The sequence below is a fragment of the Spirosoma harenae genome (assembly GCF_054776975.1).
Window position 1 is genome coordinate 148,326 of the sequence record NZ_BAAHBD010000012.1, and the last position, 26,722, is coordinate 175,047.

Genomic DNA, 26,722 nt, shown 5'->3' on the forward strand with positions numbered 1-26,722 from the left:
ATTGGCTTACTCCGCTAAAATGAAAAAGGGTATTATTTTTTTCAGTCTTTTCACTTCACTAGTCGCTTCCTGCAAATTCAACAAAGACCAGACTAGTTTATTTACCGAACTACTGCCTTCCGAAACGAACATAGACTTTGTTAATAACCCTCTCGAAAAACCGCTATTTGGTATCCTCTACTACCTCTATTACTATAACGGTGGCGGAGTAGCTATTGGCGATATAAATAACGATGGTTTGCAGGATGTCTATTTCTCTGCGAACAACAAGGGCGGCAATAGGCTATATCTGAATAAAGGTGAGTTTCAATTTGAGGATATTACAGCCAAAGCCGGGGTTAGTGGCACCGCTGATTGGGCTACGGGCGTCACGATGGCGGATGTAAATGGCGATGGGTGTTGGATATTTATCAGTGTGCAGTAAGCCAGCAACGGGGTTTACAGGGGCATAACGAGCTCTTTATAAATACTGGCAAAAGCAGTAAGGGGGTACCAAGCTTCAGCGAAAAATCGGCAGAATATGGACTTAATTTTTCAGGACATTCTACCCAGGCTGCCTTTTTTGATTTCGACCACGACGGTGATTTAGATTGTTACCTGCTCAATCAATCATTACAACCCAATCAAAATATTCGTCCCGCTACCAATCGAACCGAATTTAACCCGCTTTCGGGCGACCGATTTTATAGAAATGAGGGTGGGAAAAAGTTTACCGATATCAGTAAAGATGTCGGTATTTATCAGGGAAATCTGGGCTATGGGCTAGGTATTTCGGTGGGCGATTTTAATAATGATGGCTGGGACGATGTCTATATCGGCAATGATTTTCACGAAAACGATTATTACTATTTAAATAGTGGCAAAGGCTTTTTTGTAGAAAGTGGGGAAAGTCATTTTCGGCATTACAGTCGCTTTAGTATGGGTAATGATGCAGCCGATTATGACAACGACGGTGATTTAGATCTTATAACCGTTGACATGCTGCCTGACGACGAAAAAGTACTTAAAACGTACGGGAGCGACGAAAATTCTGACTCGTATCAATACAAAATTATCTCGAACGGTTATCAGCATCAATCTTCCAGAAATTGCCTTCAACAAAACAATGGAAATGGCGAAAGTTTTAGCGAGGTTGGTTTAATGGCGGCTATATCGGCTACCGACTGGAGTTGGTCGCCATTATTTGCCGATTTTGATAATGATGGCAACAAAGATTTAGCCATTTCCAGCGGCATTGTTAAACGTCCTGTCGATTTGGATTATGTGAAATACATATCTGATTTATATATCCAGAAGGGTATGGATAAATCGGATAAGTACGATGAAGACGCCCTTGATAAAATGCCAGACGGTGCTTCGCATCCATTTATTTTTAAAGGTGATGGAAAAGGGGCTTTTAAAGATGTAAGCGAAGCCTTTGGTACAGCTGATTTAAAAGGCTATTTCAACGGCACTGCCTACGGCGATTTAGATAATGATGGCGACCTGGATTTAGTCATCAATAGAATTAATGCGCCAGCAACTATTCTAAGAAATAACTCAACACAAAAAGGATTTTCCATTGCTTGCGAAGGAACAAAATTGAACCGCTTTGGGATCGGTACAAAGGTCTACGTTTTTGCTAATGGGCAGATGCAGCACCAGCAACTCATGGCAACTCGTGGGTTTCAGTCGTCTTCTGAAAGTAAGTTACATTTTAGCGTTGGATCTAACTCAACTTTAGATAGTGTATTCGTCGTATGGCCCGATCAAACGTATCAGGTTTTAAAAAATATAGCCTTTCCAAAAACAATCGTAGTCAAACAGAGGGAAGCAAAAGGCACTTTTTCACAGAGCCTTATTTTTAAGCAAACGCCAATTATTCTAGAAAATAGCACGGCTCAATACAAAATAGATTGGCAACACACAGAAAACCCGTTTAACGAATACAACACCCAACCACTGATTCCCCATAAACTAAGTACCCGAGGGCCTAAAATTGCCGTTGGCGATATCAATGCCGACGGCTTGGATGACTTCTACGTTTGCGGAGCATCAGGACAAGCAGGAGCTTTGTTTTTGCAGCAAACCAACGGCTCATTTAAGCGAATAAGCGAGGCCGTTTTTTCTGCCGATGCCCTTTGCGAAGACGTTGATGCGGTTTTCCTTGATGCTAACAATGATGGCAAGCAAGACTTATATGTAGTCAGTGGTGGCAACGAATTTGAGACAGGTAATACGTTACTTGGCGATCGGCTTTATTTGAATCTTGGCGGAGGAAAATTTCAAAAAGCAATCAATGCTCTTCCCTCCATTCTAGTCAATAAATCGTGTGTATCCGTAGCTGACGTTGATAAAGATGGCGACAGTGATTTGTTTGTAGGAGTAACTGCCGAAACGAATAAGTATGGTCTTATCAGCGAATCGTATCTGCTGTTAAATAAAGGAAAAGGGCATTTCAATAAAGCCGACGAATCTATTATTTCACTGAAAAACGCGGGTATGATTACCGCTTCGGCCTTTGCCGACATAAATAAAGATGGCTATAGCGATCTACTTGTAGCGGGTGAGTTTATGCCAATTACTGTATTTATAAATCAAAAAGGCAAATTTTCGGCAACTACTCTCCCCAAAACCACAGGCTGGTGGCAGTCTATTTATCTCGATGATGTAAACTCAGATGGAAATCTCGACATTTTAGCGGGTAACTGGGGCTACAATTCAAAGTTCTGGAGTAATAAAAACGGTCCCGTAAAACTCTATGCAAAAGATTTTGACCAAAATGGAAAAATAGACCAGCTTCTATCCTACACGCAACATGGTAAAGAATACCCGTTTTTGGCAAAAGACGAACTAGAGCGTCCCTTACCCGTTCTTAGAAAACACTATACTCGCTACGCGGATTTTGCTGGCCTGGAAATGAAAGATGCCTTTTTAGGTTTTGTCGAACAGGTAAATCCACTAGTTGCCGAAAGAATGGGATCGGTAGTTTGTTACGGCGATGGAAAGGGGGCTTTTACCGTCGCCGATTTGCCTACGGATTTACAAAAAGCCCCTATATTTTCCTTTCAAAAAATTAAGCCGACTGTTTATCTATGCGGTGGTAATTTTCTTGACTCAACCCCTTACGAGGGACGTTATGATGCGCAGCCTTTAGCACTTCTTGACGCGTCAAAAAAGGCGATACATTATATGCATCAGCCTAGTTTGTACAACTACAACGGACAAGTGTGGGATATCAAATGTTTAAAGACAGCGAATGGTAAAGAGTTGGTTTTGGTAGCCTTCAATAATAAGCCTTTAGAAATATTCAGGGTGAAATAAATTTCGCATTATTTCAGATACCTTTTTTGTCATGCTGACGCAGGAAACATCTTACAATTTCCTGACTCGAGAATAGGAATATTTTAAGATGCTTCCTGCGTCAGCATGACAAAAGCGCTGTATATATACCCCTACAAATAAAACTTTTTCCGCTCAATCATTTCCTCGACTACTTCGGGCACCATATAGTGAATGGAGCGATTCGCTCGGATACTATCGCGAATAAAGGTTGCTGAAATATCTAGTAAAGGGGCATTAACTACCAGAACGTTAGCATGTGTTTTAAATGGACTTTCTACTGAACGTGGGCGCTCATACACATACAGCCCGTAGTATTCCAGAATCTTATCGTGGTTCTTCCAATTGGCGAATTGCTCCAGATTGTCCTCGCCCATGATTAACCGGAAAGTATGCTGAGGGTATTTTTCGCTTAGCCGCACCAGCGTATCAATCGTATAGCTGGGCTTGGGCATGGAGAACTCAATATTGGTCGCTTTCAGCCGACTATTATCAGCAATGGCACGCTCGACCATATCGAGTCGGTCAAATTCGTGCAGCAGGCTTTTCGTTTTCTTGAACGGATTCTGGGGCGATACAACAAACCACACCTGCTCCAAATCAGTCGTTGTAGCCATCGTATTAGCAATAATCAGATGGCCGATGTGAATGGGATTGAACGAACCGAAGAATAAGCCGATTTTCATAAGCAGAGGGCATGGGGGCAGAGAGCATGGGGCAAAGATTACCCTCCGCTCCATGCTCTCTGCCCCCATGCTATATTACCGTTCCTTTTGCTGGTACTTGATTATTATTTACGAAATCATCGACTAGCTTTTGCGCCTTTTGCAGAGACGTTTCCAGATCGTCGTTCATTAAAATTACATCGAACCGATCCTGGAAACTCATTTCAAAATGGACTTTAAATAATCGTCGGGATAGGCTTTCTTCGGTTTCGGAACCTCGGCCAATTAGCCGTTGGCGAAGAGTATCTTCATCAGGGACTTTCACGAATACGGCTAAGGCTTTATCGCCGTAAAAATTTTTTAGCTTCAGCCCGCCTTGCACATCTACATCGAACAGCACGTGTTTGCCACTATCCCAGACGCGCTGAATTTCTGACTTCATGGTGCCATAAAAAGCGCCAGTATACACTTCCTCCCACTCGACAAACTCATTATCGTCGATTTTTTGCTTGAATTCTTCAGGGGTCAAAAAGTAGTAATCTTTCCCGTTTTCTTCGCTTCTCCCCCGGCGATCGCGGGTGCAGGCTGAAATGGAAAAGCCGAGATTAGTATTCTCGGCCAGCAAATGCTTAACAATGGTCGTTTTCCCTGATCCTGAAGGGGCTGAAAAAATAATAAGCTTACCGTCCAAGTGATGATTGGTTTACGGCCTGTAGTCTGACTACAAACTACAAACTCTTTAAAAAATTAATTAGGGTAATTAAGGGTGCCTACGTAAAGCATTTCCTTAATTACCCTAATTTCGTCAGGTTACTACTAACTAAAACTTAGAATTTTAGATTTAATCGTTGCTACCAATTGATCTGGGCAACATCTTTTCTCTATTCGTTTGGTTAACAGTTCTTTAACCTCTTGCTCGAGTTGATACATCTCAATGCAGGGCTTGCAGGATTCAAGATTCGCTTTTACTCTAACAAGTTGTTGTTCGGTGGCTTCTCCATCCAAAATCAACTGAATTAGCTTCAGGCAGTCTGCCCGGTGACTGCAATGTTCTTTCATCTCTGGCTTAGTGCCCGACGAGGATGGCAACGGCGTTTGCATTGGAAAAGTTTAATTTATTCCAAGAATATTTATAAAGAATAAGTTATTAGCAGAACCAATTTTGACTTAGAAAAAGTTCGGTTTATTCCTCATTTTCTTCTTTATAGCCCATCGAAGATGCGTAATCGCGTAATTTTTCTTTCAACAGGTTGCGGGCTCGGTGCAAACGGGATCGAACGGTGCCAATCGGGATATCCAGGATTTTGGCCATTTCCTCATACGTGAATCCTTCGATGTCGCAGAGAATAATGACCGTTCGGAAATCGACGGGCAACGAGTTTAGAGCCGTTGCGACTTCATCGCCGATCAGGTCAGAAACGGATTCGGCCCGGAGGTCGACCGTATGTTCAGATTCAGCATCTTCGGAGTTATAGGTTGTCTCAACATCCTGATAATCTACCTTTGCCGGCTCTTTACTTTTTTTCCGATAATCGTTGATGAAGCTGTTCTTCAGAATCCGAAACAGCCATGCCTTTGCGTTAGTTCCTTGCTCAAAGGATGAAATGAACCGAAACGCCTTAAGGTACGTATCCTGTACCAGGTCGTTCGCATCATCTTCGTCCATTGTTAGCCGGAAGGCAAAGTTGTACATTGAGTCTATGTGGGGCATAAACTCTTTGTTAAAAATCTGATACTTCTGCTCATCAGTATAGCCGCGGGCTGGCGTATCAGCCAGGGGCTGCTCGGCAGAATTGCTGTCGGGTAACAATTGGTCGTCGTCGCGGGTTGGCGTATCTGACATAACTTCGGGAATAGTCGCCATAAAAATAAGAGTTAATTGCCGTATCCTATCGGCAACACTCAACGAATTCGATAATTACCCGAACCAAATCGCTGAGATGTATTAAAAGTGACTGCAAAAATTAATCCTTTGTTTAAAAAGTATGTTTAAAACTTAGTAAATATGACTATTTGGCAGGGAACGTTTCACTTCCTGACAATGTTAAAGCCGATCAATCGCTCCAAGATAGGTGGCGACTGATCGGCCTTTGTTTATTTACTAACTTTTTAGGCAGTAGTAGGCTTAAAATATCGCTTTAACCACGAGTTGGCTGCTTGAATACGCCAGTCTGCCAAAAACTCCGATTTCGTTTTCACCAGTGTATTAAACACAATTGTGTCAGGTGTTAGTACGCCATCTATAACAGCAGTTTTAATAGCAGGTAAAGCAAACGTGGTTAACGATCCATCAGCTAACTGAACAGCGGCTGACCGATCGAAGAAACCTACACCAATCTGAGTGCCAATTGTTTGCACCGTACGTACCGATGAATCAATCGAACAACCACTAGGAAGGGTATATCCTTCATCGACGCTTACAACTACAAATCGATTCTCAACCACTTTTGCGGATGCCAGCAACGGCTGTCCATGCGCAGCCCACTGATTTAGTGCCGATTGTAGCGATTCCTGAATCGTGTTTACTTCACTATCTGTCAGCGCACGATTAGCCTGATAAACCCACACACGGGCATGATCTGGCAGATTATCAAAATCGATGTACATTACTTTAACGATGAATGATAAGTGATGAATGATAAATTCCAGAAAATAATTCATCACTTATCATTCATCACTCATAATTGTTTTAAAGTCCTTCTTTCTGGGCGATGAGTTCCGCAATATCGAAGACACGGACGGAATCTTCGCGGTTCTTATTCTTGACTCCATCCGACATCATTGTCATGCAGAAAGGGCAGGCAACCGCGATCGTATCAGCGCCCGTAGCAAGAGCCTCTTCGGTACGTTCAACGTTTACGTCTTTTTTACCGGGTTCCGGTTCTTTAAAATATTGTCCTCCACCAGCTCCACAGCATAGGCCGTTGGCCTTAACGCGCTTCATTTCGACCAAATCCGCATCTAAAGCAGCCAGAACCTCACGTGGAGCTTCGTACACTTTGTTCGCTCGCCCTAAATAGCAGGAGTCGTGAAACGTGATCTTACGTCCTTTGAACGATTGGCCTTCTTTAACCCGAATTCTCCCTTCATTAATCAGGCCTTGTAGGAACTGCGAATGATGAATTACTTCATAGTTACCGCCCAGCTCAGGATATTCATTCTTTAGCGTATTGAAACAATGCGGACAAGCCGTCACGATTTTTTTGACATTATAGCCATTCAACACCTGAATATTGGATACCGCCTGCATCTGAAACAAAAACTCGTTTCCAGCCCGACGTGCAGGATCACCCGTACAGGTTTCTTCCGGACCTAACACGGCAAACTTGATTCCTACGTGATTCAAAATTCTGACGAAGGCGATTGTAACGCGCTTGTATCGATCGTCGAACGAACCTGCACAACCTACCCAAAATAAAATTTCCGGTTCGTCGCCAGCCGCAGCCATATCAGCCATAGTTGGGACGGTATATGTTTTTGATTCCATTTAGTGAGTTGTAGCGTTATAGAGTTGTAAGGCACTAGAGTTGAAAAGTTGTTCTAACTCTAGTACCTTACAACTCTATAACTTCATTTTACAGGTTCATTAACTTGCTCGGCCCAGTTGAAACGATCGCTTGGTGAGAATTTCCATGGAGCCATATTATTTTCAATATTGCTAAACATCGCATTCCAAGACGCGGGTGCCTGCGATTCTTCCATTACTCTGTATCGACGCAATTGCAGAATAATATCCAGCGGATTGATATTAATTGGACAGGCATTTACACAAGCCTGGCAAGTTGTACAGGCGTTGAGTTCTTCGGCCGTTATGTAATCGTTCAGAAGCGATTTATCATCCTTGTAATCAAATCCGTTTGCTTGCCACCCACGTTGAATTTCTTCAAGTCGGTCACGAGTGTCCATCATGATTTTACGGGGTGATAATTTTTTCCCCGTAATATTTGCCGGACAAGCGGCTGTACAGCGTCCACACTCTGTACAGCTATACGCATTCATGAGGTTAATCCATTTCAAATCCTGCACATCTTTAGCCCCAAATCGACCAATTTCTGCTGGCTGCTCACCATTATCGTTTGCTTGAGATCCATCCGCTTCGGTTGTAACAGGTAATCCTAAAGCAAGTTGTACTTCCTTTGTGATCTCAGGCATATTCTGCATTTCGCCCTTCGGTTGCAGATCAGAGAAATAGACATTTGGGAAGCCCAAAGCGATATGTAGGTGTTTTGAATAAGTGACGTAAATCGCAAAAGCCAGAATACCTAGAATGTGAGCCCACCAAGCCACGCGCTCATACACCATCAAAGCCGTGTCACTAAAATTGGTAAAAAGCGGTTTCAGAAACTGACTAATTAAAAAGTCTGGTACGATACCTCGCAATTCTCCATAATGCCCAACTCCTCGGTCACGAAGTACGCTATCTGATGCATTCCAGGTTAAGAACGCAATCATAAGCAGAATTTCAGCGATTAGGATAATAGCGGCATCGGTACGTGGCCAGCGAGTCATTTCGCGATGTCGTTCTGGTTGAAATCGATTGACTTTTGCTATAAACCGGCGACAGAGAAACACAACGCAAACAGTTAAGACACCTACAGCTAGTATTTCAAAGACAGCAATCAGGAGTGGATAAATCGGCGTGATATAAAGCGCAAATAGACGATGCGTACCCAAAATACCATCTAAAATGATTTCAAGAACTTCCAGATTGACAATCAGAAAACCTGCGTAAATCACAAAGTGCATGACACCAACCAACAGATTGGTAAACATCTTCTTCTGACCGAAAGCAACCAGCAACATTGTTTTCAGTCGCTCATCCGCATGATCAAACCGATTCTCTGGCCGACCGAGTTTGATCGCTCGACTAATGAGTCGAACGCGTTTCGTTATATACCAGGCCGTTGCGCCAAGCGCTATAACGAACAAAATTTGTTGAACAATCTCCATGCGAAACCACAATTTATTTCATCTGAGAATCAACCAAGTAGATTCGATGAATGCTATTATTTAAATTTTTTCTGATCAACCTATTGCAAAAAGGGACAGAATCCGTACTTTTGCACCCACGTTTCGGTGATGTAGCTCAGTTGGTAGAGCAAAGGACTGAAAATCCTTGTGTCGGCGGTTCGATTCCGTCCATCACCACCGCTAACGTAAGCCTTCCCAATTGGGGAGGCTTTTTTTATTATACTGATTTGCAACCGCTTTACTATTCATTAGGTTTATATTAACTAATTCTTCACCTAAATAGTATGCAAGCATACTATTTATCACTTGGCAAATATAGCGTTTTCGATACATCTAGCAAGTAGTGTATCTCCTAAAAGAAAACCTTTGTCAATGGAGAAAATAGTAAAACGTAAAGGCGCAGGAAATTAACCTTTACTGTTTCTGAACCGCATTCATTTCTATACCAATCGCTTGCATGAGTTGGCTGGCATTGAAACTTTCGCAGATGCCGTTGCGCAGCTTATAATCGAAAATAAGTTCGCCATTCTGGAGGTCTGACTGGAAGTGAAAATTCCTGACGAAATTATCTGCATCTGTAAGCTGACCCAGTTCAAGATCATGCGTTGATACAAAGCCGGAAGCGGTTGTCTGATGCAATTGACGGATCAATGCTTCTGCACCTCGGTGGCGATCTGCTGAATTGGTTCCTTTCAGAATTTCGTCCAGAAAGTAGAGAACAGGAATCTTATTGTGCTGTTTTGTCTGCTGGATGAGCGTCTGTAGGCGCTTCAGTTCAGCGTAGAAAGACGATGTGCTTTCCTCAAGCGAATCTTGCGTACGCATGCTTGTGAACACCAGAACGGGTGAACACCAGAATCGTTCGGCACTGACAACGGCACCTGCAAGCGCCAGTACAACATTTGCACCAACAGTACGTAGGAAAGTACTTTTACCAGACATATTTGAGCCAGTAATCAACACAGTTTGTCCGGAGCCAGTCAATTTTAGGGAGTTAGCGACACTACGGTCAGGCGCTAATAACGGATGAGCCGCAGCTGTAAAATCCAGTACAAATTCATCATCGACGATATCGGGAGTAGCATAACTGGGATGCGCAAACGCAAAACCAGCCAGACTATTCAATGCTTCCAGTTCACCTAAAGCCTCAAACCAGCGACCAAGATGGGGACCATGCGTTTTACGCCAATATTCGAGCCGATATAAATAGTGAATATCCCAAAGTGTGGCGATTCCGAAAAACAAATAGAAATAGGGATTACGCCGATAATTTAACCCTTCGGTTAGTCTTGACAATTTGCCAATGGCTTCTGAAGCGGATTGATCGTCAGATGTTAACGCCTTCCGAATAGCTTGTAGCCGAATAGCATCGCTTTTTAACTGTTCAGCTTTCTCAAATAGAGACCGAAAGGAACGCAGGGCTGTCGAAATCTCAAACGTTTGTTCACTGACTTCTTTAGCACGGGCTGAAGTTTGACTAAGGATCAATCCATGCACGGCTAAGCTTAATAAAACAGCTGTACCAGGAATATAGCCCGCCAGCCAGGCTATGAATAAACTCAGCGTGATGGCCGGAAATAAAAACCGGATAATAGCCATATAGCCAGGCAAAGGCGTAATCTCAGCATTTGCCCATTTAACAAGATTAGCCGGAGAGTGGCTTACCGTTTCTTCTACATAGGCCAATGCTTCAAACTCTTGTCGCCAATCAATCTGAGGTTTTAACTCAGCGACTACTTGATGGCGTAATCGCACCGCATCAGGTGCAGATGGCGATTTGAGCCAGTTAGTCAATCGATTCTGTCCTTCGTAGGTATGCGTCCGATTCAGCAGCCGGAAAAGTGAATGTTTGCCGAATACGTCTAAATCGCCAGAATAATAGTGCGTTGGACTACTAAATTGCTCGCCCGTTTCAGGCCGAAGATATTGGCGTTTCAGACGGGCAGCTTCGTCCTGATTGATAAAGGCTAATTTTTGATTTAAATCGCGCTTTTGTCGAGCAGCTTGATGTCTTTTCAACAGAACTAAAAACCCGACGATACCAATTAACAAGCTAGCAATAGCAGCAAGTTGCTGATCTAGTCGAATAAATAGCCAAATAGCCGCAACGCTACCTACGAACCACACAAGGCGCGCAAAGGCCAATTGATTAAACTGTCGTTGAGCTGCTTTTTCAGCTTCAATAAATTGCTGCTGACGTTGAGGAAAAAGGGTTTCGGGAGTCATTCTATTTGTTGCAATCGAGGCAAACACCCTGAATTAACAGGTTCATTTCCTTGCGGCTATAGCCTTCAGGTAAGGCAACAGATGGAATACTAACCTTATCTAAACAAGTTGTTTGGCCACAAGCTTCGCATTTAAAATGTACGTGGTCGTGATGGTGATGTCCGTCGGTGCAGGTTTCGCGGCAGAGCGCGTATTTGGTACCGCCTTCATCATCCAATACCTTATGCAATAATCCTTTATCCAAGAAAGTTCGAAGAGTGCGGTAGATCGTTACTCGATCATGATCGGGACCGAGGCCGCTTTCTATATCGTTGTGCGCCAGTGCATGACCGGCACTCAGGAACAAATCAAGTACCTCCTCACGCCCATTTGTATGGCGGAGGTTGAAGTCTTTCAGGGTTTTAGAAGCCAGTGACATAACTATTGATTCTTTTTATTCAATCGGTTCGAATTGCAATTTAACCAGATTCGCATAGATACCGTCTTCCTGGATAGCCAGCTCATCGTGCGTACCTGATTCAGCGATCTGACCTTCGCGCAACACATAAATCATATCTACTTTCCGAATCGTTGCAAGCCGGTGCGCAATAATTATCGTCGTCCGATTTTGCATCAATTCATCCAGAGCTTCCTGAACGAGCCGTTCCGATTCGGCATCTAATGAACTCGTTGCTTCGTCCAGAATCAGAATGGCGGGGTCTTTTAAAATGGCGCGGGCAATGGCAATGCGTTGCCGCTGTCCACCCGATAATTTAACGCCCCGTTCGCCAACAATTGTTTGTAAGCCTTCTGGAAATGAATCGATAAACTGCAACGCATTAGCCTTACGAGCTGCTTCACGCACTTCAGCCTCCGTAGCACCGGGTTTACCGTATTGAATATTTTCCAGAATCGTACCGCCAAACAACATAACCTCCTGCGGAACGACGGCAACGTTCTTCCGTAACTCCGTCACGTTGAAACTTGACAGATCGCGGCCATCAACTGTAATTTGTCCACCACTGATCGGGTAATAGCGCATGAGCAATTGTACGATAGTTGATTTCCCAGCTCCACTCTGCCCGACTAACGCAATCTTTCGGCCTGCCGCTACATTCAGCGAAATTCCTTTCAGAACAGGTAATTCAGGACGAGATGGGTATGAAAACCGTACATCACTAAATTCTACATGGCCTTGAACAGGAACAAACAAAGGCAATTCGTCGGCCGTATTCACTTCGGATGGTTCATCCAGAATTTCCAGAATCCGTTCTGATGCGCCTACTGTTTTTTGCACCTGCGCATACATATCACCCATCCCCGCTACGGAGCCGCCAATGAAAGCGGTATAGAAAATAAAGGTCAGCAAATCAGCAAAGGGGATTTCGCCGGATTGGACCAAGCTACCGCCATACCAGACCACGCCCATAATTCCACCGAACATCGCGAAAATGATGAACGACACAAATACACCCCGAAAACGGGCCGTTTTAAGAGCTATATTAACCATTTTCTGTAATGACGCACCATAACGACCAATCTCAAGGCGTTCGTTGGTAAACGCTTTCACTACATTAATCGATTGCAATGTTTCTTCCACAATCACACTAGCTGCGGCCAGTTGATCCTGCGCCTGTTTCGACAGTCGGCGGATAAATCGTCCGAAAAATATGGCCGCTACAATAATCACCGGAAACGTCGCCAGCATAAAGAGTGTCAGCTTCCAGGAGACGTATAGGATAAACAATGTACCACCAATCAGCGTAGCGACTTGCCGGAAAAGTTCAGCCAGGGTAATAGATAGGACATCCTGTAACTGCGATACGTCGGCCGAGAGTCGGCTGGTGAGTTCACCCACGCGCCGTTTCTCGAAAAAAGGAATTGGTAGCGTTATGATTTTGCTGTATACATCGCGTCGGACGTCGGCCATTGACCGCTCGCTGACCTGCGCGAAAAAGTAGATTCGACAGAAGGAGAAAACAGCCTGTAAAATCAGGATTCCCCCAAATATCAAAATAACCTGATTGAGTGTAAAGGGCGATTTTCCCTGAATAACGCTCGTTACCTGACCAATCAACGCCGGAAAACTTAGCGTCGTCGTCGTCGATAAAATCAGGAAAATAAACCCGATCACGAACTGCATTCGATAAGGTTTTACATATCGAAATACGCGTAAGGTCTTTTTGTAATCCTCGCGCGTGTATTTCTTTTTATCTGCTTCACTGGCTTCTTCGCCAAAGCTTCGTCCTCGTTTTGCCATTTCTTTTCTTGTAGAGACGCAATAGGATGCCTCTTTACTCTTTTTGTCCTTTATATCCCGACTGTTCAAAAATCTGCCGGGCATCTGCGTTTCGCATCAGGTCAGTGATGCTAACGTTTGAATGTTCATCGTGATACATACCCACAATCCGCCAGCCCAACCACCGACCAATCGCGCCAGGACAATCTTTTCCGATTTCGGCCGTAAAAGGGCGTTCGTTCATGTATCGTTGCTTAATCGCCGGATTTGTCTGGTATAAAAGCTGGTTGTCAATAAAATGTCCCCAAACAAGATCCTGCGCATTAAACGTTTGGGTCAGTTGTTTGTCAGAGTAACCGATGACGAGGCTATCCGCTACGTTTGGCAACATCGTTTTGGTAAATACGTACCCTTTCCCGTAATAGACCATATCGGCAATCATCGTTTGATCGGCCCGGTTTGTGGCATTGTATTTGTCAGAGATGGCAAAGATTATTGCGGGAACAAGATGATCTTTGTCGTAGCGACGTAAAATGTACTGTGGAAATTCATCTTTGGGCGGTAGGTATTTTGCTTTCGGCCCAACAAAATAGTCAAGGCCAATAACAATTAGACTATCTGAGACGACAAGATCAGGACCCATAAATCCAGTGACAACCGTAGCAATTTTGGGTGATTTGAAGTCTGGAAAGTCTTTTTTAATCGTTGTAAAGGCTTCACTTAATTGTTTACGTAAGTCAGAGAGGTCGCCAAATTGGTCCTGAATCTGATTATTAAATTCGTTGAGCGACGGATTATTGATCCGGTTTATCAATCCATTGACAACAGTTGTATCATTTCCGGCTCCATTCGCGTTAAAGTACAATTGAGCGATAGACGGATTTCGGTTTAATAATGCCTTGACACTATCAGCCGATTTATTGGAAAAGAGTTTTTGATCGAATCGGATAAGCGTAACCTCTTCGTTTTTTGTACACGAAGCCAGTAAAAACAAGCAAAAAAGCCCCGCAAGGGCTGTCCGTAGTTGCATGCAAATCAGAAGTTTTCAATATAGAAAACGTGCAAAATTATGAAAAAAGTTGCAGGGTTCGGGATGATTTTGATTCTGCTCACGACTGGCGTTGGTTGGGCACAATCTTCTTCGCCTGCTCTATACAATATGCGTACAAAGGAATCGAGCGTCACCGAAAGGCGATTCCGTAAAATTCTGGGCGACAATTACGACGGCCAGGATCAAAATCGACGCGACTATGACGATGATCGCAAACGTCGCCGTCGCAAGCAAAATCAGTCGTCTGATACAGAAAACAATGGCTACGGCGCTGGCCCTGATTATTTATGGACAACGCATCTTATTGAGATGAGCATCCACTTTGCTCCTTCACTTGATATGAATACTGCCGAAGGAACAGGCAATTACTTAGGTTTTCGTACGAACGGCGCAGGTGTTCGGATGAGTGTCGGGCCTTCGCTCGATTATTTTTTCTTTAAAGATCGTTACGCATTCGGAACAGGGCTTTGGTATACGATCAAACGGTCTGGTTTTCAGATGCCTGGTACGTTTGGCGAAACTCGTTGGAATCCTAGCGCACCAGCCAAAGAATCCGTTTATAATCTGCAATACCTGCAAATTCCGTTAACAGCCAAAATGTTTGCGAATAACATCGCTCCGAACATGCGCTTATACGTGCAAACAGGTGGTTTGTTAAGTATTAAGCTGGCGGAGAAAGCGTTAGACCAAGCCCGAAATGGTTTGTACACCGCTGAAAGTGGCGGAAATCAGCGTCAGTACGGATTTGGGGATATTGAGTTATTGCTCGGCGCGGGGATTCAATACAAAATCAATCAGAACAATGCATTTAACCTAGGAATGAGTTATCAGCGCGGACTGATTAATATTGCTCGGGGTAGCGAACTAGTATCTAAAAGCCGGGTTGTTTCGCTGGATTTAGGCTTTAAGTTTTGACAGACCGTTCTTGTCATGCTGACGCAGGAAGCATCTTAAGGTATCCAGATAGTCAAGCTATGGAACGCTAAGATGCTTCCTGCGTCAGCATGACAAAAAATTAGATTCGCATTTCAATTCCTTTCTCACGCAAATACCCCTTTAAGGCTGGAATTTCAATTTCTTTGAAGTGAAAAATACTGGCGGCTAATCCTGCATCAGCTTTGCCCGTTGTAAACACATCCACAAAGTGATCCATTGAACCAGCTCCACCCGATGCAATCACGGGGATGTTAGCCGTTCCCGAAATATGTGCGGTCAATTCAAGCGCAAAACCTGCTTTCGTGCCGTCGGTATCCATTGAGGTTAATAGAAGTTCACCTGCTCCCCTTTCTTCTACTTCTTTTGCCCAGGCAATCGTACGCAATTCTGTAGGCTTACGACCACCGTGTGTATGCACAATGTGTTCACCATCGACATAGCGTGTATCAATGGCTACGACGACACACTGACTACCAAATTCCAATGCTAACTGATTGACCAAGTCAGGATTGCGAACAGCTGATGAATTAATGGAAATCTTGTCGGCTCCAGCGTTTAGTAACGCAGATACATCGGCTACAGATGAAATCCCTCCACCGACAGTAAACGGAATATTGATCGTATGCGCTACGTTTCGAACTAACTCAATAAGGGTTTTTCGCTCATCGACAGTAGCGGTAATATCCAGGAAAACCAGTTCGTCGGCGCCCTGCTCGGCGTAGATTGCGGCCAAGGCAACGGGATCGCCAGCATCGCGCAGGTTTACGAAGTTGGTTCCTTTTACAGTCCGCCCGTCTTTAATATCCAGGCAGGGAATAATCCGTTTGGTAAGCATTAGTAAGCAATAAAAGCTTTGATAGACATTGTATTTTGAGGATTATCAACCGGCTGGAAGCCGAATTGGCTATATAATCCATGCGCATCCAGCGTAACCAGCATCATCCGGCGCAAACCTTGTAAAGGTGGATAAGCCATAATAAAAGCCATCATCTGTTTCGATAGGCCTTTTCCCCGATGATCCGGCAAAATGAATACATCAGCCAGATAGCCAAACGTAGCTAAATCGGTAATGACTCGGGCAAAACCAACTTGTTTATCTCCTCGATATACACCAAAGCAAATCGAGTTTTCAATTGAGCGCTGGACAACCTCAAGCGGAATATTCAGACACCAATACGCTTCCTGGCTCAGAAAACGATGAATAACATCCAAATCAAGTTTGGTTTTATCGGCACTTATCGTGTATTCCTCGTTCATTGTTCAATGAATTTGCTCAATTCTTTCAACGAAATTCGCCCTTCATAGATCGCCTTACCGACGATAACGCCGAAGACATTCATATCGGCCAAGGTTTCGATATCTGCCATATTACTGACTCCACCGCTGGCAATGACATTTAATTTAGGAAACTGATCCTGTAGATTCCGGTACAAATCGAACGAAGGTCCTTGCAATAGACCGTCTTTCGCTACATCCGTGCTGATGACATATTTGATTCTTTTTTCCACCCATTTCTCTACAAAATCATAGACCCAAACTTCGGTTGATTCTTCCCAGCCACTGACGGCGATTTTTTCATTTTTGGCATCAGCCCCCAAAATGATTGATTCAGAGCCGTGTCGAGAAAGCCAACGTTCCATTACGTCGGGCTGCTTTACCGCAACACTACCGCCCGTAACCTGTTTAGCTCCGCATTCAAATACAACTCGCAAATCCTCATCCGATTGAACGCCACCGCCAAAATCAATATGCAAATGAGTTTTGGATGCAATCAATTCCAGCACTTTCCAGTTGATAACCCGTTTTTCTTTCGCTCCGTCCAGATCAACCAAATGCAATCGAGTCAATCCGGCATCTTCAAATTGTTGCGCTACCTCCAGCGGACGAGCATTATATTCTTTCTTCTGATTATAGTCGCCCTGCGTTAGGCGAACGGCTTTCCCTTCGATAAGGTCAATTGCGGGAATTATGTACATGTTACTGGTATATGGGGTTTAGCCGCCTTATAATTTCAAAAAATTCTCCAGAATCTGTTGCCCAACATCGCCACTGATTTCAGCGTGAAATTGGGCTGCGTAAAAATTATCGCGATGCAGCATAGCGCTAAATGGCCGGACGTAATCACAAACAGCCGTCGTTTCTGAGCATACATCAGCTGCATAGCTATGGACAAAATAGACATAAGCATTTTCTGACAAACCTTCTGTAAGCGGCCCCTGTAGGTTATGAATACTATTCCAGCCTGTATGCGGTACTTTAAAGCCCGGTTTAGCTGGAAATCGTCGAACGTCAATATCGAAAATTCCCATGCAGGTAGTGTCGTTCTCTTCAGAATAGCGGCACATGAGCTGCATACCGACGCAGGTTCCTAACACAGGCTGTTTCAGCGACGGAATCAGTTTATCCAAATCGCGTTCGCGCAGATAGGCCATTGCCGTGCTGGCTTCGCCCACGCCCGGAAAAATAACTTTATCTGCCGACCGAATTTCAGCTTCATCATCTGTAAGCAAATAGCTGGCTCCTACCCGCTCCAGCGCGTACATGACCGACTGAACGTTTCCCGCGTTATATTTAATAATAACCGTTTTCATAATGCAAAAGCCCGGCTCGTTAGCAGAACCGGGCTTTGTATATTGTGTAATTAGGATTATCTCTCTAAACTCACAAACACGTGCATCTCGCTCTGCTGCGTTACCGCCCAGAATGATAATGCCGATGATGAATTGCTTGCGAAGTCATGAAGCAAAGGTAAAGGCTTGCGTCTTTAAATCAAAACAAACTCCCCTGTACGACCTTAGGTTGTAACACAGGTTCACGCAAATTTAGACCGCAATGTTTATTCAATTCACGAATCCAGTATAGAATCAGTTCGGGAGCCGTATCGTTTTCGCCACCGCCGTGAATGAACAGATACGCAGTTTGTAAGCCTTTTTCGAACCAGGTTTTGAGCCGCTGTATCCAGGCATCGGTGCGGATGTAATCGGTCGGGTGCCCTTCATTGGCAATGAACCGTAGCGTCAGAACCGGGCTACTCAAACCCATATGCAATACATCGCGCCGACCGGCTACATCAGTAATAACTACGTGACGGCGAAGTAAATAAAGCCTTTCAAGAGTTTGCTGCCAAACCGTCGCTTTACTAAACCAATCCGGATGGCGGAATTCAACAGCTACATCTAATTCATCGGGCAAACTTTTCAGATAAGCTTCCAATATCGGCCATTTATCAGGCCCAAACGCAGGTGGAAGTTGAAGAAAAGCCATTCCCAGAAATTCTTCCAGACTCAATACGGCATTAACAAACTCTTCCGTTAACAGCTCTGTGGCTACTAGTTGGCGCTCGTGGCTGATAATTTGTGGAAATTTCGGGCAATACGTAAAACTCGGACGATCGGGGGAACCAGCCGCTTCGGCCTTCCACTTTTCAATCATACCGGCCGTTGGTATTTGATAATGCGTCAGATTTAGTTCGATCGTATTGAACTGACGTACGTAATAATGCAGAAAATCCCGCTCTTTTGCATTGAAGGGATATACTTTGCCGACGTAATCTTTATTCGCCCAGATCGGCCCGCCAATAAATACGGTCGGACGATTTGTTGGTTCGACACTTGCCCAGATACGCGCGTTGAAAGCCGCACCGGGGGGTAAGGTAAGATTAACGGCGTCGAGGTTATGTATTTTTCCGAATTCCATAGGCTACTTAAATCAGCCCGCCGAAGCGGAAGTATTGCAGTAAAACGGTCAAAGACAGGCTTTCGTTTTTTCGCCCTATCCAATTTAGCTAATTTTGTCTTTTATCCGTAATTCCAGCGTTGGTTTTTACCATGTCGTTCTTATAAAATGGCAAAAATCAAACCAGATTTCTATTGATCGTATGATTTCGAAAACATATGCCCCCCAGGAAATTGAAGAAAAGTGGTATCAATATTGGCTTGATAACCAGTTTTTTAAGTCAACACCCGATGATCGTGAGCCTTACACGATCGTAATACCTCCGCCAAACGTGACGGGTGTGTTGCACATGGGCCATATGCTCAATAATACGATTCAGGATGTATTAATCCGGAAGGCGCGTATGGAAGGCAAAAATGCTTGTTGGGTTCCCGGCACCGACCACGCCAGTATCGCGACTGAAGCTAAGGTGGTTGCGATGCTGAAAGAAAAAGGCATTAGCAAACAGGACATTACACGCGAAGAATTTATGAAATACGCCTGGGAATGGACGCACAAATACGGCGGAATCATTCTTCAGCAACTTCGTAAACTCGGCGCTTCCTGCGATTGGGATCGTACGCGATTTACTATGGAACCCGCTCTATATGATTCGGTTATCGACGTATTTGTTGATTTATATAACAAAGGGCAAATCTACCGGGGTGTTCGTATGGTGAACTGGGACCCGCAAGGTCGTACGGCGGTTTCTGACGAAGAAGTTATCACGAAGGAAATACAGCAAAAACTGGTCTATATCCGATACGAAATAGCGGGGAGCAAGGAGCAAGGAGAAGCAGATTACATTACAATCGCCACAGTTCGACCGGAGACGATCATGGCTGATGCGGCCATTGCCGTAAATCCAGCCGATGAGCGGTATAAACATCTGCATGGCAAAAAAGCATTGATTCCGCTCATCAACCGTGAGATTCCCATCATTACCGATGACTATGTAACGATGGATTTCGGTACGGGTGGATTAAAAGTTACTCCTGCGCACGATCCTAATGACTATGCGCTAGGTGTTAAGCACAATCTGCCAGTAATCGATACGATCAACGATGATGGTACGCTGAATGAAAAAGCGCAGATTCTCGTCGGTATGGATCGTTTTGCGGCTCGGAAAGCGATTATCAAGCTGCTGGAAGAATCCGGAAACTTGGTCAAAACGGAAGATTATAAATCGAACGTTGGTACATCTGAGCGAACGGGTGCCGTGATTGAGCCTAAGCTATCAATGCAATGGTTCCTGAAAATGGACGAGTTGTCGAAACCAGCTTTTGAGAACGTCATGAACGATACGGTTCAACTTCACCCATCGAAGTTTAAGAACATGTATCGCTCGTGGATGGAAAATCCGCACGACTGGTGCATTAGTCGACAACTTTGGTGGGGTCAACGTATTCCTGCCTTTTACATGCAGGACGGAACGGTTATCGTAGCGAAGAACAAGCACGAAGCGCTGGAAAAAGTACAGCACGAAATGTTACTTTTTGCCATGACTGAAGCCGATCTGACGCAGGACGAAGACGTTTTAGATACCTGGTTTTCTTCGTGGCTTTGGCCAATTTCGGTATTCGACGGGTTGAAAGATCCCGACAATGCTGATATCAACTACTATTATCCGACCAACACCCTTGTTACGGGTTTTGATATTATTTTCTTCTGGGTTGCCCGAATGATCATTGCCGGATACGAGTACCGAGGTGAGCGTCCTTTCAAGGATGTTTATTTCACAGGGATGGTCCGCGACAAGATCGGTCGTAAAATGTCGAAACAACTCGGTAATTCACCCGATCCGCTTAACCTCATTGAGCAATTTGGCGCTGATGGGGTAAGAACTGGAATGCTGTTCAGTTCTGCCGCTGGAAATGATTTGTTGTTCGATGAAAAGCTAGTTGAGCAAGGGCGTAATTTCAGCAATAAAATCTGGAATGCATTCCGATTGGTAAAAGGGTGGACAATTGCCGATGACAATACAGGTACGACACCTGTAGAGACAAGGCATGCCTTGTCTCTACCCATTACGTGGTTTGAATCGAAACTGAATGCAACCCTCATTCAAATTGAGAATGATTTCAGTAAGTTCCGTATTTCCGACGCATTACAGGCAGTTTACAAGCTGATCTGGGATGATTTCTGCTCACAGTATCTCGAACTCATCAAGCCCGGTTTTGAACAGCCAATTGATCGTGCTACGTACGACGCAACAATCAATTTCTTCGAACGACTGATGAGTCTGGCTCACCCATTTATGCCGTTTATTACCGAAGAAATCTGGCAGGACATTCGTGAACGAAAAGCGGGTGATAGCATTTGTATTGCTCCATTTCCCAAAGCCGGTGCTGTTGATAATCAGACTTTGACTGATTTTGACACGCTGTTTGAGATTATATCGAACATCCGGAATACGCGTAATGCCAAACAGATTTCACCAAAGATTGCATTACCATTGGCTATTAAAACCGCTTCCGCAGAACGGTTTAAGCCGCTGGAATCGTTGATTGGCAAAATGGCGAATGTCTCTGAAATTAGTTATGTTCAGGAAAAAACGCCGGGCGAATCCACGCCGGGAATTTCTTTTCTGATCAAAAGCGATGAGTTCTTCGTCAATGTCGCTGGCGAACTTGATACAGAACAGGAGATAGCGACTACACGTAAAGAATTAGAGTATAATATCGGCTTCCGCGATTCGACGCTCAAGAAGCTTTCTAACGAGAAGTTTGTAGCCAACGCTAAGCCGGAAGTCGTTGATCGGGAACGACAGAAACTGGCTGACGCTGAGGCAAAAATCCAGGCCCTCCAGCAACGTCTACAAGATCTTGGCGCTTAGAACAGTCTGCGAATTACTTCCTTAGGATAGATTTTAGTAATTTTAATAATAAATTTTAAAGCAATAATGCAATTATTTGGTTAAATAATTGCATTATTGCTTTTCATATAACCACATTCAATCTTCATGAACAAGTGCATCTTTCTTGATCGCGACGGGGTTTTAAACGAAGACCGGACGGATTATGTCTACCGGGTCGAAGATTTTATTATTCCTGACGGTGTACCTGAAGCACTACGCTTGTTAAAAGAAGCAGGCTATTTGCTCATTGTTATTACCAATCAGGCAGGTATTGCTAAGGGTTTATATACACGCGACGATGTAATGACCTGCTACAATTATTTGCAGGATCAATGCGGTAAATTGATCGATGATATTTACTACTGCCCTCATCATCCTAAATACGATACAGAGTCGCTTACACGCAAACCAGGCTCATTATTGCTCGAAAAAGCAATCGCTAAATACAACATTGAGCCAGAAAGCTCTTGGATGATTGGTGATGCCCTCCGCGACATTCAGGCAGGACGAAAAGTTGGTGTACGTACTGTGCGGATCGCTCAGGAAATGCAATCGACTTCCGATGCCGATGGCTATGCTTCTAATCTGTTAGAGGCATCACAGTTTGTACTTGAGCACGCTGCTTAAACAAAAAGGCGGCTAATCTATTCTGAATAGATTAGCCGCCTTTTATAGTCTAAATCTTCAATTAAGCACGTACCTGCGTTGAAGCAGGTTTCTGTACACTGCCATAGGCTGGACAATTCGCTTTACGCGCACACGATCCTAGTGACAACATCGCCAGTACAGAACTCAGAACCAGTAGCTTTTTCATGAAATAGTTGTCCAGATGTTTTGGTTAATCGTCAGTCTGTAAACGAAAATAATGCCAAAAACTGTACGATACACGCTTACCCGTTTACTAATTTTCTTCCTTCATTAGTTCAGCTTCTTCCTCACGTGTTTCAGCCGCTTCTGTAGCTTCTAATTCGGTCATACCGGGTTCAGCACCGCCATAGCCCAAAATCTTCAGCATAACCTCGCTATTTTGCTCAGGAGCGAATAATCGTGTACGTAGGTTACCTTCCTCATCTTTGTCAACGATAACGTGCTGAGGAGCCGGAATTAAGCAATGCTGAATACCTCCGTATCCGCCAAGCGATTCCTGGTAGGCACCCGTATGGAACAGACCTATGTACTGATCCTCGGCATCCTGATCGAAAATAGGTAGGTACAAATCAGCGCTATGGGCTTCCGTATTATAGAAATCATGCGAGTCGCAAGTCAGACCGCCCAGGTTAACTTTCTGATAAGGATTATCCCAGTTATTGACCGACAGCATGATATACTTCTGTCCCAAACCCCACGAATCAGGTAGTTGCGTAATGAACGAGCCGTCGATCATATACCATAACTCCTTGTCGTTCTGAAGTTTCTGATCAATTACTTTATAAATGACCGCGCCACTTTCACCGACCGTGTAAGAGCCAAATTCGGTAAAAATATGCGGAACTGGTACGTTGTTCTTATTACAAATCCACTGGATACTTTCCACAATCTGATCGATCATGGCTTGATAATCGTACGTAAACTGGAATGACGTCTGAATCGGCATACCACCACCAATATCAATCGAATCGAGGTCAGGGCATATTTTCCGTAGTTCGCAGTATTTGTACATGAACCGGCTCAACTCGCTCCAATAATACGCGCTGTCCTTAATACCGGTATTGATGAAGAAGTGAAGCATTTTCAGCTTAAACTTCTCATTTGGCTGAATTTTGGTGCGATACAGTTCATTTACGTCGCTATAGCGAATTCCAAGCCGCGAGGTATAGAACGCGAAATTGGGCTCTTCATCTGTAGCAATCCGTATCCCAAAGTTGACGGTATCGGCAGTAATTGAATTTTCGTACGCTTCAATCTCTTTTAGGTTGTCAAGAACAGGAATACAATTTGTGAACCCTTCGTTGATCAGCTCGCTAATGTATTGCGTGTAAAGCGGGCGCTTGTATCCATTGCAGATGATATACGTGCTTTTCGACACTTTATCCATCTTATACAATTCCCGAATAATAGGAATATCGTATGCCGACGAAGTTTCAAGATGGATATTATTCTTCAGCGCTTCCTCGATCACAAACCGAAAATGGGATGACTTTGTGCAATAGCAGTACGTATAACTTCCTTTGTAATTATACCGCTTCATTGCATTCTTGAACAGCAGTTTAGCATGTTCAATATGCTCCGTAATCTTGGGTAAATACGTGAGTTTTAAGGGTGTACCGTATTGTTTGACAATGTCCATCAGCGGGACATTATTGAACAACAGCTCGTTGTTCTCGACGTTGAACTCTCTCGTTGGAAACTCAAACGTCTGGTCAATCAGGTCATAGTATGTCTTCATCCCTTTGTTAGGCGCATAAAATGGGTAGTCCGGCTATCGGTTGTTGCAATGATACTTGTGAAAAAACAGGCGCGAATTTGGGTTCTAAAGTTGGGTTTTCCAAGTAAAGTTTATTCGCAAGATAGCCAACGAAAAAAGTGCCCATTTGATTCGAAATCTATAGAAATGAAACAGGATTAAATGCCTATTGGTTTACCTCTCACCACATTCGTCAGGCAAACCAAAAAGAAGCCGTACTTTTGCTGCCCGACACTGACTGATTTATCAAATGCCCCAGTCTATCCATTTTATTTCTATTGGCGGCAGTGCCATGCATAATTTGGCCATTGCCCTTCAGCAACAAGGTTATAGCGTTACCGGATCTGATGAAACAATTTATGAGCCTTCCTGGTCGCGATTACAAAATCATCAACTTCTACCCGGACAAACAGGCTGGTTTCCAGACAGAATTCATATGGGTTTAGATGCCGTTATTGTAGGCATGCACACTCGTAAAGACAATCCTGAGCTGATTAAAGCTATTGAATTAGGGCTTCCTATTTATTCATATCCTGAATTTATTTATCAGCAAAGCCGGCAAAAACAGCGGGTCGTTATTGCGGGTAGTCATGGTAAAACAACCATTACGGCCATCATCTTACACGTTTTAAAACATTATAACCGCGTTTTTGATTATTGGATTGGTGATCCGATCGATGGCTTTGATTCAACTGTTCGATTATCTTTAGAGGCTCCCTTAATTATTATTGAAGGTGATGAGTACGCTTCATCACCCATTGATGCACGTCCTAAATTCCTTCATTATCAGCCACATATCGCGCTTATTAATGGAATTGCCTGGGACCACATTAATTTATATCCAACCTGGGAAGAATATGTCGATCAGTTTGAGTCGCTAGCAGAAGCAATGCCAAAAGCGGGTATCCTGATCTTCGACGAATCCGATGATATGCTTGACGTGATTGGTCAGAAAGAGCGGGATGATATTACCAAAATACCGTATTTATCCCATCCAAGCGAAATCGTCAATGGTCAGACTTTTCTGGTGACGAAACAAGGAAAACGAATTCCAATTCAGCTATTTGGCCATCACAACCTGAAAAATATTTCGGGTGCCATGACCGTTTGCGACCGAATAGGCATTACAGAAGATCAATTTTATGAAGCTATTCCTACATTCAAAGGCGTTAGCCAACGATTAGAAAAGATTACCGAACGAGCGGACAGGATTCTATTTAGAGATTTTGCTCATTCACCTGCCAAAGTTGAGGCCACGATTGAAGCCGTAAAAAAGCAATATCCTGCTAGAAAATTGCTTGCGGTTATTGAATTATATACGGTAAGTAGTCGTAGTAAAACTTTTCTGGAACAGTATAAGAACACGACAGATGCTGCAGATGAAGTGGTGGTATTTGTAGACAAACAAGGATCAAATTCTGGTATATCTGATTCTCTCACATCGGCTGATATCACAACTGCTTTTGATCAAGGTCAATTACGCGTTTTCACAGACGGAGCCGATTTAGAAGCTTATTTAATTGACCAACGGGATAAAGCCCAGCTATTTTTATTAATGAGTTCTGGAGCGTTTGGAGACTTGGATATTCCAAATCTGGCGCAGAAACTAGTTTGATTTCATTAGCTATTGCTCCTTAAAGACCACTAAATCTCTTTTTATGCAAAGTATTGTTGTTTATTGTGCCTCAAGTCTTGGCACAAATCCAGCTTATAATGAAGTAGCTATTGAACTCGGGCAAGAAATGGCAGCTCGTAACATTCGCCTTATTTATGGCGGTGGTGGATTTGGATTGATGGGTAATGTAGCTAATGCCGTTTTGCAAAACGGCGGGGAAGTAACAGGAGTAATTCCAAATTTTCTTGCCGATCTGGAGGTGGCTCACACTACCCTTACTGAAATCCATTTTGTAGAATCAATGCACGAGCGAAAGTATAAAATGGTACAATTGGCAAAAGGCGTAATTGCCTTGCCAGGCGGTTATGGAACCCTTGATGAATTGTTTGAAATTTTGGCGTGGAGACAATTAAAACTATACGATGGACCAGTGGCTATTGTTAACACAAATGGCTTCTACAATCTCATGTTACAGCAGTTAGATCGTATGGTGGCAGATGGTTTTCTAAAAGCTGAGAATCGTGCTTTATTGCTAGTTGCAAATACTGTTGACGAAGTGCTGAATATGATAAACGATTTCTGGGAATCTATTTAACTTCCCTATTTCTTGAACAAAATATAAAAAGCCGCATTTCCTGAAATGCGGCTTTTTCGTATTAAAATAAGGGCAAAAAAATAGTCCCTCAGTCGGTTGACTGAGGGACTTTATTTCATCAGGTGGCACCTACCTACTCTCCCACTTGT

24 protein-coding genes and 1 tRNA gene are annotated in these 26,722 nt (G+C 43.7%); 8 read left to right on the forward strand and 17 right to left on the reverse strand.

All coding sequences use genetic code 11. The annotated features are described in order from the left end of the window. Positions 1-19: 19 nt before the first annotated feature. Both ACYVE4_RS18405 and ACYVE4_RS18410 read left to right on the forward strand, forming a co-directional pair. Positions 20-424 carry an FG-GAP repeat domain-containing protein gene (locus tag ACYVE4_RS18405; protein WP_461041663.1) on the forward strand — a complete coding sequence of 135 codons (405 nt, stop codon included), beginning with the start codon at positions 20-22 and terminating at the stop codon, positions 422-424. Next, positions 400-3,303, forward strand: coding sequence for a VCBS repeat-containing protein (locus ACYVE4_RS18410; protein ID WP_461041664.1), 2,904 nt, complete (start codon positions 400-402; stop codon positions 3,301-3,303). Before ACYVE4_RS18405 ends, ACYVE4_RS18410 begins: the two co-directional genes overlap by 25 nt. A 131-nt stretch (positions 3,304-3,434) precedes the next feature. Here the strand turns inward: ACYVE4_RS18410 and nadD are convergent, their stop codons facing one another. The 6 genes from nadD to ACYVE4_RS18440 form a co-directional block, all read right to left on the reverse strand. Further along, positions 3,435-4,007, reverse strand: a complete 573-nt coding sequence (gene nadD, locus ACYVE4_RS18415; protein ID WP_461041665.1) for a nicotinate (nicotinamide) nucleotide adenylyltransferase — start codon at positions 4,005-4,007, stop codon at positions 3,435-3,437. Between the two features lie 70 nt (positions 4,008-4,077). Then, positions 4,078-4,677, reverse strand: a complete 600-nt coding sequence (gene gmk, locus ACYVE4_RS18420; RefSeq protein WP_461041666.1) for a guanylate kinase — start codon at positions 4,675-4,677, stop codon at positions 4,078-4,080. Between the two features lie 492 nt (positions 4,678-5,169). Continuing rightward, positions 5,170-5,829 (reverse strand): sigma-70 family RNA polymerase sigma factor, encoded by a 660-nt coding sequence (locus tag ACYVE4_RS18425; RefSeq protein ID WP_461041690.1) that lies wholly within the window; start codon positions 5,827-5,829, stop codon positions 5,170-5,172. A 266-nt stretch (positions 5,830-6,095) separates the two neighbouring features. Continuing rightward, positions 6,096-6,593, reverse strand: coding sequence for a hypothetical protein (locus ACYVE4_RS18430; protein ID WP_461041691.1), 498 nt, complete (start codon positions 6,591-6,593; stop codon positions 6,096-6,098). A gap of 82 nt (positions 6,594-6,675) precedes the next feature. Continuing rightward, complete coding sequence (locus tag ACYVE4_RS18435) at positions 6,676-7,473, reverse strand: (Fe-S)-binding protein (protein ID WP_461041667.1); 798 nt, start codon at positions 7,471-7,473, stop codon at positions 6,676-6,678. Between the two features lie 83 nt (positions 7,474-7,556). Next, positions 7,557-8,936: a 4Fe-4S dicluster domain-containing protein gene (locus tag ACYVE4_RS18440; protein ID WP_461041668.1), complete on the reverse strand. Its 1,380-nt coding sequence runs from the start codon at positions 8,934-8,936 to the stop codon at positions 7,557-7,559. A 125-nt stretch (positions 8,937-9,061) separates the two neighbouring features. Between ACYVE4_RS18440 and ACYVE4_RS18445 the strand changes: the two genes are divergently transcribed. Next, positions 9,062-9,134: transfer RNA gene (locus tag ACYVE4_RS18445), tRNA-Phe, on the forward strand. A gap of 237 nt (positions 9,135-9,371) precedes the next feature. On the opposite strand, the gene ACYVE4_RS18450 is transcribed toward ACYVE4_RS18445, so the two are convergent. Genes ACYVE4_RS18450 through gldB form a run of 4 tightly spaced genes read right to left on the reverse strand, consistent with a single transcriptional unit; the run spans position 9,372 to position 14,431 of the window. Beyond that, on the reverse strand, positions 9,372-11,183 hold the full coding sequence (locus ACYVE4_RS18450; RefSeq protein ID WP_461041669.1) for a MutS-related protein: 1,812 nt from the start codon (positions 11,181-11,183) through the stop codon (positions 9,372-9,374). A 1-nt stretch (position 11,184) separates the two neighbouring features. Next, complete coding sequence (locus ACYVE4_RS18455) at positions 11,185-11,601, reverse strand: Fur family transcriptional regulator (RefSeq protein ID WP_461041670.1); 417 nt, start codon at positions 11,599-11,601, stop codon at positions 11,185-11,187. A gap of 15 nt (positions 11,602-11,616) precedes the next feature. Next, the gene (locus ACYVE4_RS18460; protein ID WP_461041672.1) at positions 11,617-13,422 is read right to left on the reverse strand and encodes an ABC transporter ATP-binding protein; all 1,806 of its coding nucleotides are present in this window, start codon (positions 13,420-13,422) and stop codon (positions 11,617-11,619) included. 34 nt (positions 13,423-13,456) lie between these two features. Then, positions 13,457-14,431 (reverse strand): gliding motility lipoprotein GldB, encoded by a 975-nt coding sequence (gene gldB / locus ACYVE4_RS18465; protein ID WP_461041673.1) that lies wholly within the window; start codon positions 14,429-14,431, stop codon positions 13,457-13,459. A 39-nt stretch (positions 14,432-14,470) separates the two neighbouring features. Between gldB and ACYVE4_RS18470 the strand changes: the two genes are divergently transcribed. Further along, positions 14,471-15,367 (forward strand): porin family protein, encoded by an 897-nt coding sequence (locus tag ACYVE4_RS18470; RefSeq protein ID WP_461041674.1) that lies wholly within the window; start codon positions 14,471-14,473, stop codon positions 15,365-15,367. Positions 15,368-15,467: 100 nt separating this feature from the next. Here the strand turns inward: ACYVE4_RS18470 and hisF are convergent, their stop codons facing one another. The 5 genes from hisF to ACYVE4_RS18495 all read right to left on the reverse strand — a co-directional run bounded on the left by hisF (position 15,468) and on the right by ACYVE4_RS18495 (position 19,084). After that, complete coding sequence (gene hisF, locus ACYVE4_RS18475; RefSeq protein ID WP_461041675.1) at positions 15,468-16,223, reverse strand: imidazole glycerol phosphate synthase subunit HisF; 756 nt, start codon at positions 16,221-16,223, stop codon at positions 15,468-15,470. Continuing rightward, positions 16,223-16,645 carry a GNAT family N-acetyltransferase gene (locus ACYVE4_RS18480; RefSeq protein WP_461041676.1) on the reverse strand — a complete coding sequence of 141 codons (423 nt, stop codon included), beginning with the start codon at positions 16,643-16,645 and terminating at the stop codon, positions 16,223-16,225. The genes hisF and ACYVE4_RS18480 overlap by 1 nt, the downstream gene beginning before the upstream one ends. Further along, complete coding sequence (gene hisA, locus ACYVE4_RS18485) at positions 16,642-17,364, reverse strand: 1-(5-phosphoribosyl)-5-[(5-phosphoribosylamino)methylideneamino]imidazole-4-carboxamide isomerase (protein ID WP_461041677.1); 723 nt, start codon at positions 17,362-17,364, stop codon at positions 16,642-16,644. The genes ACYVE4_RS18480 and hisA overlap by 4 nt, the downstream gene beginning before the upstream one ends. 27 nt (positions 17,365-17,391) lie before the next feature. Further along, on the reverse strand, positions 17,392-17,979 hold the full coding sequence (gene hisH, locus ACYVE4_RS18490) for an imidazole glycerol phosphate synthase subunit HisH (RefSeq protein WP_461041679.1): 588 nt from the start codon (positions 17,977-17,979) through the stop codon (positions 17,392-17,394). Positions 17,980-18,157: 178 nt separating this feature from the next. Further along, on the reverse strand, positions 18,158-19,084 hold the full coding sequence (locus ACYVE4_RS18495) for a DUF72 domain-containing protein (RefSeq protein ID WP_461041680.1): 927 nt from the start codon (positions 19,082-19,084) through the stop codon (positions 18,158-18,160). 181 nt (positions 19,085-19,265) lie between these two features. Between ACYVE4_RS18495 and ACYVE4_RS18500 the strand changes: the two genes are divergently transcribed. Together ACYVE4_RS18500 and ACYVE4_RS18505 are read left to right on the forward strand one after the other, a co-directional pair. Further along, on the forward strand, positions 19,266-21,938 hold the full coding sequence (locus ACYVE4_RS18500; RefSeq protein WP_461041681.1) for a valine--tRNA ligase: 2,673 nt from the start codon (positions 19,266-19,268) through the stop codon (positions 21,936-21,938). A 126-nt stretch (positions 21,939-22,064) separates the two neighbouring features. Beyond that, the gene (locus ACYVE4_RS18505; RefSeq protein WP_461041682.1) at positions 22,065-22,586 is read left to right on the forward strand and encodes a D-glycero-alpha-D-manno-heptose-1,7-bisphosphate 7-phosphatase; all 522 of its coding nucleotides are present in this window, start codon (positions 22,065-22,067) and stop codon (positions 22,584-22,586) included. A gap of 61 nt (positions 22,587-22,647) precedes the next feature. On the opposite strand, the gene ACYVE4_RS18510 is transcribed toward ACYVE4_RS18505, so the two are convergent. Further along, entirely contained in the window at positions 22,648-22,773 is a 126-nt protein-coding gene (locus ACYVE4_RS18510) for a hypothetical protein (RefSeq protein ID WP_461041683.1), read from the reverse strand. 87 nt (positions 22,774-22,860) lie between these two features. Continuing rightward, positions 22,861-24,345 carry a type III PLP-dependent enzyme domain-containing protein gene (locus tag ACYVE4_RS18515; protein ID WP_461041684.1) on the reverse strand — a complete coding sequence of 495 codons (1,485 nt, stop codon included), beginning with the start codon at positions 24,343-24,345 and terminating at the stop codon, positions 22,861-22,863. Between the two features lie 268 nt (positions 24,346-24,613). On the opposite strand from ACYVE4_RS18515, the gene ACYVE4_RS18520 reads away from it, so the two are divergent. Continuing rightward, complete coding sequence (locus tag ACYVE4_RS18520) at positions 24,614-25,978, forward strand: UDP-N-acetylmuramate--L-alanine ligase (protein WP_461041685.1); 1,365 nt, start codon at positions 24,614-24,616, stop codon at positions 25,976-25,978. Positions 25,979-26,021: 43 nt separating this feature from the next. After that, positions 26,022-26,573: an LOG family protein gene (locus ACYVE4_RS18525; RefSeq protein ID WP_461041686.1), complete on the forward strand. Its 552-nt coding sequence runs from the start codon at positions 26,022-26,024 to the stop codon at positions 26,571-26,573. Positions 26,574-26,722 lie beyond the last annotated feature (149 nt).